The sequence below is a fragment of the Streptomyces sp. NBC_01198 genome, from assembly GCF_036010485.1.
In the GTDB taxonomy this organism is placed as follows: Bacteria; Actinomycetota; Actinomycetes; order Streptomycetales; family Streptomycetaceae; genus Actinacidiphila.
In genome coordinates this window covers 4,359,067-4,377,843 of record NZ_CP108568.1, presented here as the reverse complement: position 1 = coordinate 4,377,843, position 18,777 = coordinate 4,359,067, and the positions used below count along the sequence as shown (strand labels likewise).

Below are 18,777 nucleotides of genomic sequence, written 5' to 3'. Positions count from 1 at the left end.
GGTGTCCACTGTCCGCGAGAGCCGCACCCGCGGCGCCGCCGCGGGGCATACCGGGGCGGCCGCCGGCCGCCCCGGGCGCCCCTCGGGGAGCCGCACGACGGCCCCCTACCGGCGGCGGCGCCGCTGGCTGGGGCTGGTCTACCTCAGCCCCGCGCTGCTGATCTACGCGTTCGTGGTGCTGCTGCCCGCCGGTCAGGGGGTGCGGCTGTCCTTCGTCCACTGGGACGGGGTCACCGCCGCGACCAACGCCGGGTTCTCCAACTACACCGGCTTCCTGCACGACCCGACGCTGCGCCGTGCGGTCGCGCACACGCTGTTCTTCATCGCCTTCTTCTCCCTGCTGCCGATCCTCCTGGGCATGGCGAGCGCCGCGCTCACCGCGCGCAAGGAGGTGCGCGGCGCCGCCGTCTACCGCTGGGTGCTCTTCCTGCCCCAGGTGCTCACCCCGGCCGTCGCCGCGGTGGTGTGGAAGCGCATCTACGCCCCGGACGGCCCGATCGACTCGGTGCTCAGGGCAGTGGGCCTCGGCAGCCTGGCCCGCGGCTGGCTCGGCGACTACACCTGGGCGCTGCCCGCCCTCGGCCTGGCCGGGACCTGGGCGGCGTACGGGCTGTGCATGGTGCTCTTCGCGGCCGGCATCCAGAACATCCCGAGCGAGCTCTACGACGCCGCCCGGATGGACGGCGCCGGCGCCCTGCGGGAGTTCTTCACGGTGACGCTGCCGGGTCTGCGCGGCCAGCTCGCGGTGGTGCTGACGCTGACGATGCTGGGGGCCATCAGGGTCTTCGACATCGTCTGGCTCACCACCAAGGGCGGCCCAGGGACATCGACCATCACCCCGACCGTGGTCCTCTACCAGCGCGCCTTCGCCAATCCGGACGTCGGTGCGGCCTGCGCGATCGGCGTCGTGCTCGCCGTGGTCTCGCTGGTCGTCTCGCTGGTCGTGGTCAAGATCTCCGAAGGTGACGACTGATGATCTCCAACCGGGAAAAGGTCTTCAACTACGCCGTCCTGACCCTGCTGGCCGCGGCGGTGCTCTTCCCCGTGCTCTGGATCCTCGGCGTCGCGGTCAGCCCGAACACCTCGGGCACGCTGGACCTCGGCCACCTGAGCTGGTCCAACTTCACCGACGCCTGGCAGCAGGCCGACTTCAGCCAGTACCTGAAGTCCAGCCTGATCATCACCGGCTCCGCGGTGGTCCTCTCGACGGTGCTCGCCATCCTCAGCGGCTACGCCTTCGGAGTGCTCGGCGTGGTCGGCGAGAGGCTGCTCTTCCCGCTGATGCTCTTCGGGCTGATGATCCCGATGGAGGCGATCATCGTCCCGCTCTACTACGACTTCCAGTCCGAGGGGCTGACCGACACCTACCAGGGCATCATCCTGGCCCATGTGGGCATGGGCGTCGGCTTCGGCGCCTTCTGGATGCGGGCCGCCTTCCGCTCCATCCCGGTCAGCATCGGGGAGTCCGCGCAGATGGACGGCGCCAACTCCTGGACCTCGCTGTGGCGGATCTACCTGCCCATCGCCAAGCCCGCGGTCATGACGCTGGTCCTGCTCAGCTTCATGTGGACCTGGAACGACTACTTCCTCTCGCTGATCCTGGTGTCCGACCCCGCCCACCAGCCCCTGACGCTCGGCCTGGGCGCCTTCTCCGGGCGCTACATGGTCCACGTCAACCTGCTGGCGGCGGCCGCGGTGATCATCTCGCTGCCCGTGGTGATCCTCTACCTGTTCTTCCAGCGGCAGTTCCTGCGCGGCATGCTCTCCGGCGCGGTCAAGGGCTGACCCGCGCACCCCGCGACACGCAGGCCGCGACACGCAGGCCCCGACCGCCAGGCGGCCGGGGCACACGTGTCGATCGGGTGACTTCAACGGCTGCGCTTGGCGGGAGAGCGGCGGCGGCGGTTCACCATGGTGACTGAACGCCGCTTTTCCCGCCGAACGAGGAGAATTCGACCGATGCGACAAGGTCCGCTGGCCGGCCGTTATCCCGTGGTGGCGGCGATGGTCGTTTTCGCCCTGGTCCCCTACCTGGCACTCTCGGCGGCGCTGGGGCCCATCACGCCGGTCATCGCCCACGAGCTGGGCATGAGCCTGCAGGCCATGAGCATCACCTCGGGCATGGCCAACGCCGGATACGCGGTCGGCACCGTCCTTGCCGTGCAGTTCGCCCAGCATCTGCACCAGCGGCGCATGCTGATCGTCTACGGCAGCCTGCTGGTCATCGGCTCGGTGCTCACGGCGGCGGCGGTCGACCCGACGATGTTCATCATCGGCCACGTCCTGCAAGGCCTGTGCACCAGCCTGCTGCTGATCGCGGCCGTACCGCCGCTGATCATCGACTACCCGGTCGCCAGGCTGCGCGAGACCGCGGTGATCCTGAACGTCTGCATCTTCGGCGCGGTGGCGCTCGGGCCGGTCGTCGGCGGCATCCAGGCCAACTACCACGGATGGCGGCCGCTGTTCTGGATCATCGCAGGAATCGCCGCGGCGGCGCTCGCGCTGTCCCTGCTGACCTTCCGTGACACCCCGCCGGTCAACCCGGACGCGCCGATCGACTACATCGCGCTGGGCCTGGCCAGCCTCGGCTGCGCGTCCGCGTTCTTCGGCGCCTCGCGGCTGCTCACCCACCGCTTCCTCGACCCCACCGCGGCCGGGCCGCTGCTCGGCGGGCTGCTGCTGATCATCATCCTGTTCGTCCACGAGTACACGGCCAAGAACCCGCTGCTGTGCGTGCGCAGCCTGGTCAGCACGCTCCCGGTGGCCGGCATCATCGCCGCCATCTGCGCCGCGGCCGCCTCGGTGTCGGCGATCTCGCTGACCCTGACCTCGCTCTCGCACCACCTCTCGCCGCTGCACCTGGGGCTGCTCTACCTGCCGGAGTTCGGCGGCGCGGTGCTCACCGCCTTCATCTTCGGCGCCGTCTTCCACACCCGCCTGCTGCACTACTTCGTCCTCGTCGGCCTGACCCTCCTGGTCGCGGGCATCCTGGTGATGAACGCGTCCAAGCCGCCCACGGACGCGCTCACCGCCGTGGGCTCCGGGCTGATCGGCATCGGCGTCGGCTCCTCGGTCGTCCCCGCGCTGTTCATCGCCGGTTTCTCGCTGCGCTCCAACAACGTGCAGCGCGTCTTCGCGATCATCGAGCTGCTGCGGGCCGTGGCGGCGTTCCTGATCGCCCCGATCCTGATCTACATCGCCGCCACCGTCGGCAACAGCATCGACTCGGGTACGCGCACGGCCCTGTGGATCTGCTTCGGGCTCGCCGTCGCGGGCGGGGTGATCGGCGCGGGCCTCTACGTGGCCAGCGGGGTGCGCCCGCCGGAGCCGTCGGTGGAGGACTGGATGGCCGGCGAGCGTCCCGGCTGGTACTCCCCGCCGCTCTTCGCCCGGTTCAGGAAGAACACGGACCTGGACGAGGAGAACTGCCCGTAGGCGCCGCGGTGCGCCGGGCCGAATCCGGCGCAGGGCCCACCCGGTGTTCCCGGCCTCCGGGCGGTGGGGCGGCGGGGGCACTCCCCGCGCGACGGATCCCTCAGTGCGGCGCCGGGTCCGCGGGGCGGGAGGTGCGCCAGCACAGGGAGCGGAAGGGCAGGTCGAACTCCTCGTCGCCACTCAGGCCGAGGCGCTCGCGCAGCCGCCCCTCGGCCCGGCCCAGCAGTTGTTGCCGCTCCTCGGCGGGCAGCATGATGACGCGGCTGTAGGTGCCCAGCAGCGCGGCTGCCTCGGCCGCGGTGCTGCGCCGCGTGCAGCTGAAGGAGCTCTCCTCGACCTCGCCGAACGGCGAGTCCGGGCCGCCCAGGTCGGCGCGCAGGTGCGGGCCGCGGCCCTCCTGACGGCGGGTCTCCTGCGGCGCCGCCGCGTGCTCGGGGCGGAGCAGCGCGTACCAGTCGGCCACCCACGGCACCGAGGCGTCCAGGCTGTTCCACACCACGCCCAGCCGGCCGCCTGGCCGCAGCACCCGGGCGATCTCGGGAACGGCCAGGACGGGGTCGAACCAGTGCCAGGCGGACGCGACGACCACCGCGTCGAAGCCGCCGTCGGCCAGCGGCAGCGACTCGGCGGTGCCGTCGAGCACCGTGGCGCCGGGGCAGCGCCCCGCGAGCACCGCCCGCATCCGGCCGTCCGGCTCCACCGCCGTCACCTCGGGCACCCGTGCGGCGAGCAGCGCGGTGAGGGTCCCGGCGCCGGCCGCCAGGTCGAGCACCCGCCCGGCGCCGTCCGGCAGCAGCCAGTCCACGGCCGCCTCGCACGGCGGCGGCCGCAGCCGCGCGTACTCCTCGGCCACCGTGCCGAACACCCGCGACCGGCGGCCCCGTTCCACGTCCTGGTCAGCCATGCCCTGTTCTCCTGCGGCTCGGGGCGGGGGAAGGGCTCCCCAGCACGGAGCCTACGAGACACCGGCGGGCCGCGGCCGCGGGGGCGGGCGGCTCCGTAGGCTGGGCGCATGGTGATCCGAGCGGTGGCCTTCGACGTCGGTGAGACGCTGATCAGGGACGACCGGGGCTGGGTGGCGTGGGCCGACTGGCTGGGGATCCCGCTGCACACGCTCTCGGCGCTGGTCGGCGCGGTGGTGACGGCCGGTCGGGACAACACCGACGCCCTGCGGCTTGCCCGCCCGGGCGTGGACGTCGCCGCCGAGTTCGCCGCCCGGGAGGCAGCGGGCCGCGGCGAGCAGCTGGACGAGTCGGACCTCTACGCGGACGTACGCCCCGTCCTCGGCGCGCTGCGGCAGGCGGCCGTACGCGTCGTGGTGGCCGGCAACCAGTCCGCCACGGCAGGCGCGCTGCTGCGCGCGCTCGACCTGCCCGCCGACGCGATCGCCACCTCCGGCGAGTGGGGCGTCGCCAAACCCGACCCGGCCTTCTTCGCGCGGGTGGTCGAGCTGTCCGGCTGCCGTCCCGGCGAGGTCCTCTACGTCGGCGACCACCCCGTCAACGACGTCTTCCCGGTCCGCGCCGCCGGCCTGCGCTGCGCCCACCTGCGCCGCGGGCCCTGGGGCCACTGGTGGGCCGACGACCCCGAGGTCCGCGCGGCCGCGGACTGGTCCGTCGACCGGCTGGACGAGCTGCTGCCGCTGGTGGGGGCACAGCCGTAGAAGATCAGTTCGGGTACGCCCCGTCGGGTGAGGGCGGCTTTCCAAGATCAACTCCTTGCTGGCGTCCTTGCCGTGACCCACTTCATCTCCTCCGGATCGGACCCGGAGCCCTTCGTGCTGCCCTCGCCGGGACAGGCGAGGGAGTCGTTCCGTCCGGTGCTGCTCGACCCGGCGCGGGCCGACGGCGCCGCCGCGCTGGCCGTGCTGCGCGACTCGCCCCTGCTGCCCGAGGTCCACGACCGGATCGAGGACCAGGTCGCGGAGCTGCTGCGCTGCCGCGCCCCGGGCGAGGTGCTCGACGGGCGGCCCCTGGAGCGGGCGGTCGCCGGCGCCACGGACGGCCGGCCGGACACGTACGGCAGGTGGGCCTGGTATCCGTGGTCGGGGGGGGCTGGTGCACGTCCTGCCGGAGGCCGAGTTCCGGCAGGTGCGGACCGACCGCAACCGCGACAAGATCACCCGGGAGCAGCAACAGGGCCTGCTGCGGCGGCGGATCGGCGTCATCGGGCTGTCGGTGGGCAGCAGCGCCGCCCTGGCCTGCGCCTTGGAGGGGGTCGGCGGCGCCTTCCGGCTGGCGGACTTCGACCGGCTGAGCCTGTCCAACCTGAACCGGCTCGGCGCCGGCGTCCACGACCTGGGCACCGAGAAGAGCGTGCTGTGCGCCCGGCCCCTGTACGAACTCGACCCCTATCTCGACATCGAGGTCCACCGCGGCGGCGTCACCGAGGAGACCGTGGCGGACTTCTTCGGCGGCGGCGACGACGACGGCGACACCCTCGTCGGCACCATGGGGCTGCTGGTCGAGGGGTACGGCAGCAACGCGATGCTCACCAGCCTGGTGCTACTGCCCGGCGCCCCGATGCGCGGCCACGGCCACGAAGCGGGACGCCTGCTGATGGCGTACGGCTTCGGCCCGCTGGGGCTGCACCGCATCTGGGCCGGCCACCGCAGCGACCACCACGTCATGCCCCAGGTGATGCACGCGGCGGGCCTGCGCCCCGAGGCCACCCTCCGCCAGCTGTTCCGCACCCAGGGCTGCTGGCACGACGTCACGACCTACGCGGCCGTGGCTCCCGAGTGGAAGCGCCAGGCCACCCCCCGCGAGCTGGCCATCCTGGACGGCGCCCCGCACCTCGACCGGGTCTGACCGGCCGGGCACCCGCGGCGGCCTGGACCGCGGTCAACGTGACCTGACCGCCGTAGGCGTTCCGCGCCGGCCGGGGGCGGGACTCCCGGGAAACCGCCCCCGGTTATCCTGCCTCGTCCGGAACAGGCAGGCCAGGGAGGTCTCCACCATGAGCAGCAGCACGTCGCCCTTTCCCGGACCGGTCGAGCTCGCGGGGGAGGGCGTGGTCCTGCGCGAGTGGACCGAGGGCGATCTGGCCGCGATGCCGGGCCTGTTCGACCACACCGACATCGCCTACTGGACGCCGCTCGTCTCGCCCTTCGACGCGGCGGCCGCCCGCGCGCGGCTGGACCGGGCCCGCCGCCTCAAGGCCGACGGCACGGCCCTGCTGCTCGCCATCACCGCCGACGGCGGCACCCCGCTCGGCGAGGTGATGCTCCGCCGCGTGCCCGAGGGCATCGAACTCGGTTACGTGGTCGGCCCCGCGCACCGCGGCCAGGCGCTGGCCGTACGGGCGGTGCTGGTGTCGGCCGGCTACGCCTTCGGGCAACTGGGCGCGGACCAGGTGATCCTGGAGCTCGAAGCGGAGAACTCCGCGAGCGTCGCGGTGGCCAAGGGCGCGGGCTTCACCCTGCTCGACGTCCCGCTGATCGAGGGCGAGGAGAAGGGCCGGCCCTACCTCCTCCAGACGTGGGGCCTGACGTCCCGCTGACCCCGGGTCCGCAGGCGGGACGTCAGCAGGGGGCTACCCCCACCCGTCGCCGTCCGGCCCGCGGCGCAGGGCGCCGCAGCCGGGCAACGGTCAGTCCGCGAACCGGATCACGCCGCCGACCGGCGGATTGTCCTCGCGGTAGGCCGCGTCCTCGGACGCCAGGGGACTCACGGCGTCGTACGGAAGGTCGAACTCGGCCCAGTAGACCCTGGACGCGATGACGTAGCTCGCGATCGAGCCGTCCTCCAGCAGGAAGACCGCGCTGCTCCTGCGGATCTTCCCGCCCAGGCCGTCCGCGATGCGCTGCCGCTCCGACTCGTCGGCGCGGCGGACCCGGATCGGGCCGACGTCGCTCCAGCAGGAAATGCGCTCGACCCCCGCGAACACCACGTCCATGACGGGTCCCGCGGGTCCCGCGTCGCCGTCCTCGTCCACCGGCGGATACCCGCGGAGAACGGCGTAGGCGTGCCCGTGCCCGACATCCACGAGACAGAAGTCCCGCGGGTCGGTGAGTTCCAGATCGCCACCGACGGTGGTCGTCACAAGAGCCCCCAGGTGTTGATTTTCCTGCTCCACCGGTAGAAGTCGACCTTGTCCATGATCCCATGCTCGTGCATCTGGACGAGTTCCCACTGGGTGGCGAAATGCCGCCCGGCCTGCACGTCCTCGATCGCCCGTTTCAGAGCCTGGGCGGCACCGCCGTTCGCGCCGGGCAGTCCGTCGAGCATGAACGAGATCTTTCCCTCGCCCCGGGAGACGCGCCCGGCGGCGCGCACGACCTGCTCCCGCCAGTCGGTCACGTTGCCCATCAGGTGGCGCGCGCCGACCTTGTCCGCGAAGTCCTTGACGTTGATCTCGCCCCGCATGTCGCGGCCGAGCGCGACATGGTCGAGCGGCCCCACCGGTTCGCAGCCGTACAGCCCCAGTGGATCGGACCGGGTCAGCGGGTTGTCGACGTAGGCGTGATGATTGGGCGCGGGGCCGAGCCCCATCGGGTCGGCGGTGACGTAGCCGGCCGAGGCGGGGTCGTAGTGGCGGAAGTAGTTGTAGTTCCACTCCGTCTCGGCGTCCGCGTACTGCCCCGGGAAGCGCAGCGGGCAGTCGACGCCGCCGGCGGCGGCCGGGGTCAGCCGGCTGCCCCACAGGGTGCTCCGCTGCTGCCAGACCAACTCGCCGTCGGCTGCGAAGAGTTCTGTCGGGCTGCCGACGAGGTCGGTGACGATGGCGTAGAAGCGGCTGTCGAGGTCGTCCAGCTCGCGCTCGACCTGGGCCACCGGGCGGTGGGTCCCCGGGGTGTACTCCCAACTCGTCGTCCGCCCGCTGCCGTCGGTCTGCTCGGCGAGGCGGGTGCCGTCCCAGGTGAAGTGGACGTCCTCGACGACCAGTCCGTCCGGCGCGATGCGCTGCTTGGCGGTGCGGCGGCCGCCCGCGTCGTAGCGGTAGCGCCAGCGGGTGCCGTCGGGCATGACGGAGGCGGTCAGCTGGTCCTCGGCGTTCCAGACGAACTCGCGGACCCGGACCTGGCCGTTGAGCAGGCGCTTCGTCGTCCTGACGACGCGCCCCTGTGCGTCGTGCTCGTAGCGGGTGCGGCCCACCCGCCGGGTCAGGGTCCCGCGGAGCTCGTGGTGGACGTCGCCGGCCTCCGTCGCCGGCGTGGCGGCCTGCACGAGGTTGCCCAGCGAGTCGTAGGCGTATCGCTCGGTCCAGTCGTGCGCGCGCACCGCGGTGACGCGCCCGGCGGGATCGAGGTCGAAGTGCCGGGAGCCGCCGGCGCCGGTCAGCTCGCGCACCTCGGTGACGAAGCCGTCAGCACGGTAGGCGTATTCACGGTGCTGGAGCAGGACGGCTCCGGCGTCGTCGGCCCGGGTGATCGAGTGGCTGGTCAGCCGGTCGGTGCGGTCCCACCCCTGGTTGAGGGTGAGGCCGGGCCCGAACGCCCTGGCCGTCTCCCGGCCCGCGGCGTCGTAGGTGAAGGTGAAGTCGCCGCCGGCCCCGGCGAGACCCGCGGGCCTCCCCAGCGCGTCGTAGCTCCAGCTGAAGACCGCCCCGCCCGGCGTGCGGCGCTCGACGACGCGCCCTTCCGCGTCGTAGCCGTAGGCGATCGTCCTGCCGTCGACCGACTCGCCGACCAGGCGGCCCAACACGTCGTATTCGCGCACGACTTCGCAGTCCGCGTTGACCGCGCGCAGCAGGTTGCCCGCGGAGTCGTAGGCGAAGGTGCTGGCCGAGTCGCCGGCGCGCTGCTCGACCACCCGGCCGAGGTCGTCGCGTACCAGGGTCACGGTCTCGCCGGCGCCGTTGGTCCGGGACACGAGCTGGCCGGCCGCGTCGTAGCCGTAGCTGAGGGCGCGGCCGTTGAAGTCCTTCTCGGCCGTGAGGCGGCCCGCCGGGTCGTACGTGTAGTCCCAGCTGAGGCCCTGGGCGTCGGTGACGGCGGTCAGGTTGAGTTCGGTGTCGTACGTGAAGTGGTAGGTGACGCCGTCGGGGGTGGTCCGCGACATCGGCAGGTCGAAGTGGGTCGGCGGGTGGGAGGTGCGCAGCCCGGCGGCGTTGGTCTCGGTGAGCAGGTTGCCCTCGGCGTCCCATGTCCAGCTCTCCCGGGTGCCGTCGGGCAACTCGCGCCACGTGGGCTTGCCTTCGACCGTCCAGCCGCAGCGGGTGACCCGGCCCATCGGCTCGGTGAGGGTCACGACCCGCCCGAAGGCGTCACGTTCGACGGTGGTGGTCCGCCCGAGCGGGTCGGTGACCGCGATCGGCAGCCCCGCCGCGTCGTTGACCACCCGCCGGGTGTTCCCCAGCGCGTCCTCGACGGCGACCACATGGCCCGACGCGTCGTACGCGCGACGCGTGGTGGATCCTGCGGGGTCGGTGAGGGACAGCTCGTTGCCCCGGGCGTCGTAGGCATGACGCCAGAGCCCGCCGCCGGCGTCGGTGATCTCGACGGGCAGCTTCAGGTCGTTGTGGACGGCGGTGGCGCTCGGGCCGCCGGCGCGGACCACCGAGACGATGTTGCCCGCGGAGTCGTAGTGGTAGGACGTCGCGCGGCCCAGCGGATCGGTGATCCGGGCCGGCTTGCGGCTGCCGGGATCCCATTCACGCACGGTGGTGTGCCCGAGCGGGTCGGTCTCCGCGACGAGCCGGTACGCCTCGTCGTGCTGGTAGGTCCAGGTGTGGCCGAGGGAGTTGGTGAACGCGGTGGTGCGGGTGGCGTCGTCGTAGCTCAGGGTGCTCGACAGGTAGCCGTCGGCGCCGTGCGTGGCGACGCAACGGCCGCGGGCGTCATAGGTGTAGCCGTACGGGGTGGTGTTGCGGTCGGTCCAGGACGTGACGCGCCCGGCGGCGTCGTAGGTGAAGCGGTAGGGGACGCCCTCGGAGTCGGCGACCTCGGTGAGGTTGCCCGCGGTGTCGTACCCGTAGGTGCGAACGAGGGTGCCGGGGCCGCCGGGAGAGGCCGGGTCGAGCAGGCGCAGGGCCGTGATCCGGCCGCCGTCGCCGTCGAGGCGCAGGGAGTACCCGCCGCAGTGCTGGATCGCGGTCGGGAGGCCGCCCCGATACGTGACGGTGTAGCCGTTGTCGTTGCGGTCCGTGACCTCGACCAGGGCGAGCACCGTGGCGCCGCCGGCGCTCGGCACGTCAGCGGCGGCGAAGTGCAGGGTGCGGCCGGTGTCGGTGTCGGTGATCCGGAGCGGGGCGCCGGGTGTGCCGTCCCATTCCAGCGGCCAGCGCGGGCCGTCGGCCGGCAGGACGGGGCTGCCGGCCACCGGTATCGGATAGATCAGCAGCGACCCGTCGGCGTTGACGAACACCACGCCCTGGTCGTCGAGTTCGAGCCGCTGGTCGAGGGTGGAGGCCCAGGAGGGCCCGAAGAGGCGGCCGATCCGGTAGGACGACAGGTGGGTGCGCTCCAGGACCAGCGGGAGCGTGCCGGGGAGGGTGATGTCGGTCTGCGAGAGGAGCGTGTCGCCGGTGGCGATGTCGACCGGGTCGGAGACGCACTTCTTCGCGGCCTTCTCGATGGCGGCCTTGACGGGGTCCTCAGCGGCGGCGCGTGCACCGCTCTTCGCGGCCTGCTCCGCGGCGTCCTTGGCGGCGTTCTTCGCGGCGCCTTCCGCGACGGTCTTGCCCGCGGCGCTGCCGCCGTCGGTGGCGATGGCCAGCAGGATGTTGCCGACGAGCCGGCCGCCCGCCTCCGAGCCGTCGGAGCCCCAGCCCGAGCCGAGGATGATGCCGGGCAGGCGTTCGGGGTGCTGCGTCATGTCGACCAGACCGGCGGCGGTCGCGTTCAGGTGCGTCAGATACTGCGCCGGATGCGTCATGTTGTACGGGTCGGTGGGGTTCAGGCCGCGGGCGAACTTCACCAGGTCGGTGCCCGAACGCACCAGGCCGCCGAGAAAGTGTTCCCCCGCGATCGGGGCGGCCTTGCCGACGTCGCCGAAGTCGTTCTCCATCCGGCCGGTGAAGTCCGGCTTGGCCGGGGCCAGCGCGGTCGCGGTCGTGATCGCGGTCTGCGCGTGGCTCGCGGCGGTGTCCCGCTGCTTGCGGGCGGCGTCCAGAGTGTGCTGCGCGGCCTGCCTGTCCTTCGCGCCCGGGTCGGTGAACGCCGCCGGCGCGACGGGTTTGGTGCCGGGGTCCTTCCCGTCGTCGACCTTGTCGTTGTAGGCCTTCACGTCGTCGTGGTAGGTGTCGAGGGTGCTGTTGTAGGCGTCGGCCGCCGCCTTGCGTTTGGCGACGCCCTGCTTCCACAGCCGGACGGCCTCGGTGGCCTGGCCGCGCGCCCAGTCCACCGTGTGCGCGTAGGTCTCCAGCGCAGTCGCTGCGTCCTGGCAGGCGGTCGCGGCCTTGGCCCACTTCGCGGGCTGGGGCTTGAACTTGGCGCGGAAGGCCTCCGCTCCCGCGCCGTCCCAGTCCCCGGGATCCAGATGCGTCAGGCCCGTATGACCGGTGTCGAAGGCCTTGGAGAACTTGGTCAGATGGGTGGCGGCCGCCCGGATCTTCCCCGCGTCCCCGTGCAGCAGCTCCTTCGGGTCGTCGGTCTGCCCGAGCTGCTGCTCGGCGACGTGCGCGCCCAAGTGGTCGGCGACCGAGTCGCCCTTGTCCTCCACCCAGTCCGCCGCGTCATCAAGCCCGACGTGCTCCAGACCGTCCCCGACGATGTGGGCACCGTCGTCGATGATCTCGCCGGCCTTCTTCTTGACCTTGTCGACGCCGTGTTCGAGCCCGTCACCCAGCTTGTTGGCAAACGACCTCAGACCCATCCGCCCCACCCCCGTGGCAGTAAGACCATCACACCGAACCTAGCAACTCCCGGTAACGGAGTCACCACGAAGTCAGGACGAAGTGCCGCCGGACCGCAGGGTGAGCAGCGTGATCTCGCTCGGCGCGAAGACCCGGAAGGGCGGCCCCCAGAAACCGGCGCCCCGGCTGGTGTAGAGCTGCGTGCGCTCGCCGTGCCTGCTCAGGCCGTGCACGACCGGCTGGTCGAAACGGACCAGGAAGTTGAACGGCCAGATCTGGCCGCCGTGGGTGTGCCCGGAGACCTGCAGGTCGACTCCGGCGGCAGCCGCCTGCGTCACGTACTTGGGCTGGTGGGCGACGAGCAGGACCGGCCGGTCCTGGTCCGCGCCGGCCAGCGCGCCGAGCAGGTTCGCGCGGTGCCCGGCCAGGCCGGAGGACTCCGCGGTCACGTCGTCCACGCCCGCGAGGACGAGGCGGTCCCCGCCGCCTTCGACCACGAGGTGCCGGTTGTGCAGCGGTTCCCAGCCCAGGTCCGCCATGCGGTCGAGCCAGCCCTGGGCCTCGCCGAAGTATTCGTGGTTGCCGGTGACGTAGACCTTCGCCAGCCGCGACCTGATCGTGCCGAGCGGCGCGGACTGCTCCCGGCGCTGGGCGGGGGTGCCGTCGGCGATGTCACCGGCGTGGATCACGATGTCCGCCTCCAGCGCGTTGACCGCCTCGGCGACCCGCGTCGACCAGCGGGCCCGGTCGATCGGCCCGAAATGGGTGTCGGCCAGCACGACGACCCGGGTGCCGTCCAGACCGCCGCCGAGCCGCGGCACCCGGACGTCCAGCCGCTTCACCCGCGGCACGCGCATGGCCTCGTGATGTCCCCAGGCCAGCAGCACGGCGGCGACCACGGCGACGGCCAGGGCGACGAACCTGGCCCGGTCGGCGCCGCCGGCGCCGAGGGCGATCAGCACCAGGTGCGCCAGGCCGCCCAGCGCCGACCAGCTGAACAGCACCCAGACCACACCGAGGGAGCTGTCCGCGAAGCGCGCCGCCCGGTCGTTGCGCCGGCGCCCGTGACCCGCGGCCATCAGGAAGGGGAAGGACACCAGCCAGCAGGCGAAGACGGCCGTGCCGGCCAGGAAGACCGGGAACGGCCAGTCGACGCCGGAGGCGAACAGCGTCCACCAGGGCAGGGCGAACAGCATCGCGAGGACGAGGAGGACCACGGTCCCGCCCAGCCGCCGGCGAAGTGACCGCCGGGGGGCGGCTTTCGCGCCCTCGGTATCGGTGCCCGGCCCGCCTGCCGGCCCGGTCCCGCCCTCGGCCTCGGGCGTGGCTACGGGCGCGGCCACGGCCACGCCGCTCTCCGGCTCCCCGCCGGCCGGCTCGACGCCGGCCTCCGCCCTGATGGATTCGCTGTCTGCCACTGCGCCGCCCCTCACACCCGCCGTCCACCGTCCGCTCCATCATCCGCCACACGGCGCCCGCGGGAATCGTCCGTCCGGCGGACCGGGCGCCGCCCCAACTGCCGTTGCAGTCTGCGCACTTGTGCAACGCGCCCCGCCATGCTGCCCTTGTGGCCCACGGGTCAACCGATGTCAGGGAGGCGAACGAGTCTCATGATCAAGCGAATAGCCGCCGTCGCGGTACTGATCCCGGCCATGCTGGGCGCCGCATCCGGGGTCGCTCCGGCGCAGGCAGCTCCGAAAGCGACCGCGGCGGTGGTCACTTTGACCTACGACGCGAGCCGAGCGGGGCAGTGGTCGGCCGCGATCACGCAGGGCGTGCAGAACTGGAACGCGGCGGTGCACAACGTGCACCTGCAGCCCGCCGGTTCAGCCGGCAGCGCCAACTTCGTCTACGTGGCGACCAGCGGCTGGCCGCAGACGACGCTCGGGCCGATCGTCCCCGGCGGCAGCAGGGGCCAGGTCCAGCTGGGCCAGGAAGCGGTCAGCGAGGGCTACGACGTGACCCGGATCGCCGCGCACGAGACCGGGCACATCCTCGGGCTGCCCGACCACTACACCGGCCCCTGCTCGGAGATCATGTCCGGCCACGGCCCCGGCACCGCGTGCACCAACGCCAAGCCGACCGCGGCCGAGGCGGCACGGGTCGACCGGAACTACGCGGGCCGCACGGCGGCCGCCGTGCCGGACCACCAGCGGATCGTGATCGACATCTGGTCCGACGCGGCACTCACCCGCGCGCACTGACCGGCCGCCGCCACGCCCATCGCGTGGCCGGCCCGTCCGGCGGGTCCCGCTGAGCCACGCGAAAGTGCCGGTCCGGGGTGGGTACGTGACAGCCCGGACCGGCACCTGCGGCGATGTCAGTTGCCGTGGCGCTGCGGTGTCCCCGTGACGGCACCGGAGCCCCTGGCGTCGCAGTGCGGAACGCTCCCGGGAGGCGCGCAGTTGGTCGGGGTGTTCTTCACGACGGTGCTCTTGATGAGGGTCACCGTGGGCAGCGCCGGATCGGCGGTGGCGGCGGGCTGCTCCTGGGCCAGGGGGGCGCCGGTCTGCGTGATGATCACGCCGAAGAGGCGTCCGTCGTTGTTGATGCCGCCACCTTGGGTGGGGCCGCCGTTGGCGGTGTTGAGGGTGACGGTGCTCTTGTTCAACGTCGTCGGCTCATGGATCCCGACGAAGATGCCGCCGCCGCTGCTCTCGGCGATGTTGCCGGTGACCCGGGTGGAGTCCAGCCGCAGCGGCCCGCTCGCGTTGTTGACCGTCAGGGTCATGATGCCGCCCCCGAGGCCGGAGCTGTTGTCGGCGATCGACACGTTGGACAGCTTGGTGTCGCCCGCGTTCGCCAGCCCTCCGCCCCAGGAGTCGGACGCGTTGCCGCGCAGGGCTCCGCCCTGCATGGTCATCGTTCCGCTGGTGACCACCCCGCCACCGATGCGGGCCGAGTTGTCGTGGACCGTGGTGTCCTTCATCACCAGCGTCCCGAGGTTGTTCCAGATCCCGCCGGCGACGAAGTCGCCCCTGTTGCTCCTGACCGTCACGCCGGTCAGCTTCAGGGTGCCCTTGTCGTTGAGGATGCCGCCGCCACCGGCCGCGAGGCCGGCCCCCGACGCCACGCCGCCGCGCACGGTGAGCGAGTTCAGGCTGAGGCTGCCGCCTGCCACGACGTGGAAGACGCGGAAGTCGTCGGCCTTGCTCGCGCGCTGGATGACGGTGCGGGTCCCGCCGGTGATCTGTACCTTGCCGGTGATCTCCGGCAGGCCGTCGTCCGCGTTGTCGGGCGCATTGAGCAGGTAGACGCAACCCGATGCGAGGGTGATGGCGCCGCCGCCGGCGTTCGCCGCGGTGATGGCCGTCTTCAGCGCGGCGACGTCGCACGGTACGCGCGTCGCTGCCTGCCCCGGCCCGTGCCCCTGCCCCTGCCCCTGCCCCTGCCCCAGAGCTTGGGCCTGGGCCTGGCCGACGGGCAGGAGGGTCAGGCACAGGCCGAGGCCGGCGGCCGCGCCGAGGGATACGCGTCTGAACGTGTCAGTCATTCGGTTTTCCTTGGCTGTGTGAGGGGCGGAAGGACTGCTGGGTGATCGGGACGGCACCCAGTCACCGAGCGGACTTCGCCCCTGAGCGCCACAGACCGACGATCAGATATATATATGAAGCAGACATTCCGCGCATACGCGAATGGGCCGACTGGCCTCCTGACCGCAACCCGTTCGGCGGATGGTCAAGCAGCCCGGGGCCGCGCGGGCGGGCGTGGCGCCGCGTCAGCCGGGAAGGTCCTCGGGCCGCTTCTCGGCCAGGTGCCCGCTGAGTGCTCCCGTGGACTGGCCGACCTCGATGAGGTAGCCGTCGGGGTCGCGCATGTAGCAGCGGATCTCCGCACCGCGGTCGATCGGCGGCGTGACGAACTCGGCCCCTCGCTCGCTCCACATGCGGTAGCAGGCGTCGATGTCGGCGACCCGCAGGTTGAGGAAGATCGACGTCGTGTCGCCTGGCTCGTAGTCGACGACGGTGATCCCGGGCTTGTCAGGCGTGGGCGGGCCGCCGGGGTTCATCAGGATCCAGGTGTTGGCGAGCTTCACGATGCACGGGTTCTCCTCCAGCACCACCGTGCCGCCCAGCACCTTCGCGTAGAACTCGCGCGAGCGCGCGACGCTGCGGACGGTGACGAACAGCGTGGCCACGAAGCCTTCCGACGGGGCCGGAAAGTTCTCGAGGTCGATGGACGGCCGGTTCTCCGTCATGTCTGCGCCTCCCGGGGCATCGATGCAGGGTGGGGGCGTCAGCGCTTCCCCGGCCCAAGCTAAGCGACCCCGGTCCGGCCCGCTCGTCGACGACCGGGGCGCGGCGGGCCGCCGTGCCCTGCCCGGCGCTGCCCGGCCGTGCTCACGTCAGGTCAGGTCAGGAAGCGCTCGACCGCCTGGCGGGCCCGCTCGCTGCCGGCCGCCGCGTCCGCCAGCGCGGCGGCGAGGGCGTCGATCCACTCGTCCAGGCCCACCTGCCGGCGGGAGAGCACGACGCCCCGCACCTCCTTGTGGATCTCCGCCACGACCCGCTCCCGCTCGACCCGCAGCGACAGCCGCCGCTCCCCGAGCGCCACGTCCAGCTCGGTGACCGTCCCCTCGCGTCCTGCCATCCGGTCGGCCACCGAGCGCCGGCGCTTGACGCGTACCGCCCTGGGCGGCAGCGAGTCCGCCAGGTTGACGGACAGCACGTTGGCGTAGAGGTTCAGGTCGGCGCTGTCCCGCCGCAGCGCCGCGGCCAGCAGTTCGACGTCCCTGTCGGGCATGGCGTCCTCCGTCGTGAGTCGGGCGCTAGGCGTCGAGGCCGAGCACCATGGTCGGCCGGTCGATGACGTGGTCGTCGCGCAGGGGCCGTACCGCGGTCCCGATCGCGAAGAACTCCGTGGTGTGCGACCCCCACGTGTGCGAGTGCTGCCGCAGCTGGACCGCCACGATCCCCTCGGCGTCGAGCTCCTCCGCCTCGGCCTGCATCCGGCTCATCGCCAACTCGCGCGCGTCGTAGAGGGCCTGGGTGAACTGCTCGATCTCGACGTTGCGGCCCGCGTTGCCGATCACCTGGCCGAGCCGCTGGTGCGCCACGTGGTAGACGCACGAGCCCATGACCATGTCGAGGGGCGCGTAACCCGCCCGGATCAGCGTCCAGAAGTCCTGGCCGGACAGATCGGACGTGAACGGCTTGCCCTTGTTGTTGCGCCAGGTCCCGGTGTGGCCCGGGTCGGCGCCGTCCGCCTTCACCGCCGTCCCCACGGCGATGAACTCGGCTATGTCCGCGCCGAATTCCTTGATCTCGACGTCCAGCCGCACGCCCACGATGCCGTCCGCGCCCAGCTCGCTCGCCTCGGCCTCCATGCGGTTCATCGCCAACTCACGGGCGTGGTACATGGCTTGCGAGAGCTTGTCCAGCTCCTGGTTCTTCGACCACCGGCCGGTCTGGATGCCGACGTGGTAGATGGACGAGCCGAGCACCAGGCCGAGCGGGCGGAACCCGGCCTCGCGCACCAGCAGGAACTCGTTCACCGTCAGGTCCGAGGTGAAGATCGAGCCGGCCTGGCCCGGCTGGAGCTGCGAAAGCCGCCGCATCGCGTCGGAGGACACGCCCGCGGCCGTCAAGGCGGCCTCGTGGCCCCCCGGTTCCCCACTCGCCTGCTCGTTCATGTCAGCGCTCCCGCTCCAGTCTCATGATGGTCAGTGGCCGCGGTCCGGTGTGCCGCCGCGAACGGCCGAACCGGGCGATCGAGGTGCCGACGAAGACCGCCTCCACGATGTGGTCGCGGTAACCGTTGCCGCACTCCTGCTCCCGCACCCGCACGTCCGTCTCGTCCACCACGACACCGTCGCCGCCGTTCGAGGCGGCGTCACGGGCCAGTTGGGCCCGGGCGTCACGGCGGGCGTGGGTGATCAGCTCGGTGTAGCCGTCGACTTCGCGGTTCCCGGCGAAGCGGCCGGTCTGCACCCGCGTGTCGTAGTCGTCGTGCCGGGTCGCGACGCTGATCCCGAAGGCGAGCCCGGTGGGGACCCACCCGGAGTGCACGAGCCGCGCGAAGTCCTGGCCGCTCAGATGCGACGTGAAGGGCCGCGCGGGCCGGACCGGCGAGACGGCCCGGACCGCGGTGCCCAGCGCCGTGAACTCCACTCCCCCCGCCGGGAACGCGCCGACCCGCAGCTTCACCCCTACGACCCCGTCCCCGCCGAGCCCGCGGCACTCCGCCACCGCGCGGCCGACGGCCTGCCTGCGGGCCGCGTACATCGCGCGCACCAGGTCGGAGAAGGGCGCCCGCGCGGTGGACGACATGGCCGAACCCCAACTGGACGACCACGTGTTCGAGCACCAGTTGCCGACGTAGCCGATGTGGAAGACGGCCGTCCCGAGCACCTGCCCGACCGGCTCGAAGCCGGCGCCCTCGACGGCGGCGAACTCCTGGGCCGACAGGGCCGAGTCCCAGGCGCCGCCCGCCTGCACCCGCGCCTTCCGTTCCCGCCCGGCCGCCGACCTGTCGGCTGCCCCTCCCGCCATCGCTCCCCCGACCTCGCGTGTCTCCCCCCGGGCAGCGTATGGCATCGACCTGGCGGCTCCCAGGGGGGCCGACCGGTGTTCGGCGAGAGCGCAGGTACGGCCGACCGCCCTTCGG

The 18,777-nt window shown here is 72.4% G+C and carries 16 protein-coding genes; 7 read left to right on the top strand and 9 right to left on the bottom strand.

The window, feature by feature from the left end; translation table 11 throughout:
• Position 1: 1 nt before the first annotated feature.
• The 3 genes from OG702_RS19725 to OG702_RS19715 all read left to right on the top strand — a co-directional run bounded on the left by OG702_RS19725 (position 2) and on the right by OG702_RS19715 (position 3,435).
• Entirely contained in the window at positions 2–973 is a 972-nt protein-coding gene (locus OG702_RS19725) for a carbohydrate ABC transporter permease (RefSeq protein WP_327290220.1), read from the top strand.
• Positions 973–1,785, top strand: coding sequence for a carbohydrate ABC transporter permease (locus OG702_RS19720; protein ID WP_327290219.1), 813 nt, complete (start codon positions 973–975; stop codon positions 1,783–1,785). The genes OG702_RS19725 and OG702_RS19720 overlap by 1 nt, the downstream gene beginning before the upstream one ends.
• A gap of 174 nt (positions 1,786–1,959) precedes the next feature.
• Positions 1,960–3,435 carry an MFS transporter gene (locus OG702_RS19715; protein WP_327290218.1) on the top strand — a complete coding sequence of 492 codons (1,476 nt, stop codon included), beginning with the start codon at positions 1,960–1,962 and terminating at the stop codon, positions 3,433–3,435.
• Between the two features lie 100 nt (positions 3,436–3,535).
• Here the strand turns inward: OG702_RS19715 and OG702_RS19710 are convergent, their stop codons facing one another.
• On the bottom strand, positions 3,536–4,339 hold the full coding sequence (locus OG702_RS19710; protein ID WP_327290217.1) for a class I SAM-dependent methyltransferase: 804 nt from the start codon (positions 4,337–4,339) through the stop codon (positions 3,536–3,538).
• Positions 4,340–4,447: 108 nt separating this feature from the next.
• On the opposite strand from OG702_RS19710, the gene OG702_RS19705 reads away from it, so the two are divergent.
• The 3 genes from OG702_RS19705 to OG702_RS19695 all read left to right on the top strand — a co-directional run bounded on the left by OG702_RS19705 (position 4,448) and on the right by OG702_RS19695 (position 6,936).
• A complete protein-coding gene (locus tag OG702_RS19705) occupies positions 4,448–5,098 on the top strand; it encodes an HAD family hydrolase (RefSeq protein ID WP_327290216.1) in 651 nt (216 codons plus the stop codon).
• 394 nt (positions 5,099–5,492) lie between these two features.
• Entirely contained in the window at positions 5,493–6,245 is a 753-nt protein-coding gene (locus OG702_RS19700) for a GNAT family N-acetyltransferase (protein ID WP_327290215.1), read from the top strand.
• A 148-nt stretch (positions 6,246–6,393) separates the two neighbouring features.
• A complete protein-coding gene (locus tag OG702_RS19695) occupies positions 6,394–6,936 on the top strand; it encodes a GNAT family N-acetyltransferase (protein ID WP_327290214.1) in 543 nt (180 codons plus the stop codon).
• 90 nt (positions 6,937–7,026) lie between these two features.
• On the opposite strand, the gene OG702_RS19690 is transcribed toward OG702_RS19695, so the two are convergent.
• The 3 genes from OG702_RS19690 to OG702_RS19680 all read right to left on the bottom strand — a co-directional run bounded on the left by OG702_RS19690 (position 7,027) and on the right by OG702_RS19680 (position 13,400).
• Positions 7,027–7,479, bottom strand: a complete 453-nt coding sequence (locus OG702_RS19690; protein WP_327290213.1) for a hypothetical protein — start codon at positions 7,477–7,479, stop codon at positions 7,027–7,029.
• Positions 7,476–12,191, bottom strand: a complete 4,716-nt coding sequence (locus tag OG702_RS19685) for a putative T7SS-secreted protein (RefSeq protein WP_327290212.1) — start codon at positions 12,189–12,191, stop codon at positions 7,476–7,478. The genes OG702_RS19690 and OG702_RS19685 overlap by 4 nt, the downstream gene beginning before the upstream one ends.
• Positions 12,192–12,263: 72 nt before the next feature.
• Entirely contained in the window at positions 12,264–13,400 is a 1,137-nt protein-coding gene (locus OG702_RS19680) for a metallophosphoesterase (protein ID WP_442814723.1), read from the bottom strand.
• Between the two features lie 381 nt (positions 13,401–13,781).
• Between OG702_RS19680 and OG702_RS19675 the strand changes: the two genes are divergently transcribed.
• Positions 13,782–14,375 (top strand): snapalysin family zinc-dependent metalloprotease, encoded by a 594-nt coding sequence (locus tag OG702_RS19675; RefSeq protein ID WP_327290210.1) that lies wholly within the window; start codon positions 13,782–13,784, stop codon positions 14,373–14,375.
• 116 nt (positions 14,376–14,491) lie between these two features.
• On the opposite strand, the gene OG702_RS19670 is transcribed toward OG702_RS19675, so the two are convergent.
• The 5 genes from OG702_RS19670 to OG702_RS19650 form a co-directional block, all read right to left on the bottom strand.
• On the bottom strand, positions 14,492–15,664 hold the full coding sequence (locus OG702_RS19670; RefSeq protein ID WP_327290209.1) for a hypothetical protein: 1,173 nt from the start codon (positions 15,662–15,664) through the stop codon (positions 14,492–14,494).
• A gap of 225 nt (positions 15,665–15,889) precedes the next feature.
• Positions 15,890–16,369 (bottom strand): VOC family protein, encoded by a 480-nt coding sequence (locus tag OG702_RS19665; RefSeq protein ID WP_327290208.1) that lies wholly within the window; start codon positions 16,367–16,369, stop codon positions 15,890–15,892.
• A 152-nt stretch (positions 16,370–16,521) separates the two neighbouring features.
• The gene (locus OG702_RS19660; RefSeq protein WP_327290207.1) at positions 16,522–16,914 is read right to left on the bottom strand and encodes a hypothetical protein; all 393 of its coding nucleotides are present in this window, start codon (positions 16,912–16,914) and stop codon (positions 16,522–16,524) included.
• 25 nt (positions 16,915–16,939) lie between these two features.
• Entirely contained in the window at positions 16,940–17,803 is an 864-nt protein-coding gene (locus OG702_RS19655; protein ID WP_327290206.1) for a heavy metal-binding domain-containing protein, read from the bottom strand.
• 1 nt (position 17,804) lies between these two features.
• A complete protein-coding gene (locus OG702_RS19650; protein ID WP_327290205.1) occupies positions 17,805–18,662 on the bottom strand; it encodes a heavy metal-binding domain-containing protein in 858 nt (285 codons plus the stop codon).
• Positions 18,663–18,777 lie beyond the last annotated feature (115 nt).

Coding starts and splice junctions, on each gene's coding strand:
- OG702_RS19660 (WP_327290207.1), bottom strand. CDS start 16,914: ATGCCCGACAGGGACGTCGAACTGCTGGCCGCGGCGCTGCGGCGGGAC.
- OG702_RS19670 (WP_327290209.1), bottom strand. CDS start 15,664: ATGACTGACACGTTCAGACGCGTATCCCTCGGCGCGGCCGCCGGCCTC.
- OG702_RS19665 (WP_327290208.1), bottom strand. CDS start 16,369: ATGACGGAGAACCGGCCGTCCATCGACCTCGAGAACTTTCCGGCCCCG.
- OG702_RS19720 (WP_327290219.1), top strand. CDS start 973: ATGATCTCCAACCGGGAAAAGGTCTTCAACTACGCCGTCCTGACCCTG.
- OG702_RS19715 (WP_327290218.1), top strand. CDS start 1,960: ATGCGACAAGGTCCGCTGGCCGGCCGTTATCCCGTGGTGGCGGCGATG.
- OG702_RS19655 (WP_327290206.1), bottom strand. CDS start 17,803: ATGAACGAGCAGGCGAGTGGGGAACCGGGGGGCCACGAGGCCGCCTTG.
- OG702_RS19710 (WP_327290217.1), bottom strand. CDS start 4,339: ATGGCTGACCAGGACGTGGAACGGGGCCGCCGGTCGCGGGTGTTCGGC.
- OG702_RS19685 (WP_327290212.1), bottom strand. CDS start 12,191: ATGGGTCTGAGGTCGTTTGCCAACAAGCTGGGTGACGGGCTCGAACAC.
- OG702_RS19675 (WP_327290210.1), top strand. CDS start 13,782: ATGATCAAGCGAATAGCCGCCGTCGCGGTACTGATCCCGGCCATGCTG.
- OG702_RS19650 (WP_327290205.1), bottom strand. CDS start 18,662: ATGGCGGGAGGGGCAGCCGACAGGTCGGCGGCCGGGCGGGAACGGAAG.
- OG702_RS19695 (WP_327290214.1), top strand. CDS start 6,394: ATGAGCAGCAGCACGTCGCCCTTTCCCGGACCGGTCGAGCTCGCGGGG.
- OG702_RS19705 (WP_327290216.1), top strand. CDS start 4,448: ATGGTGATCCGAGCGGTGGCCTTCGACGTCGGTGAGACGCTGATCAGG.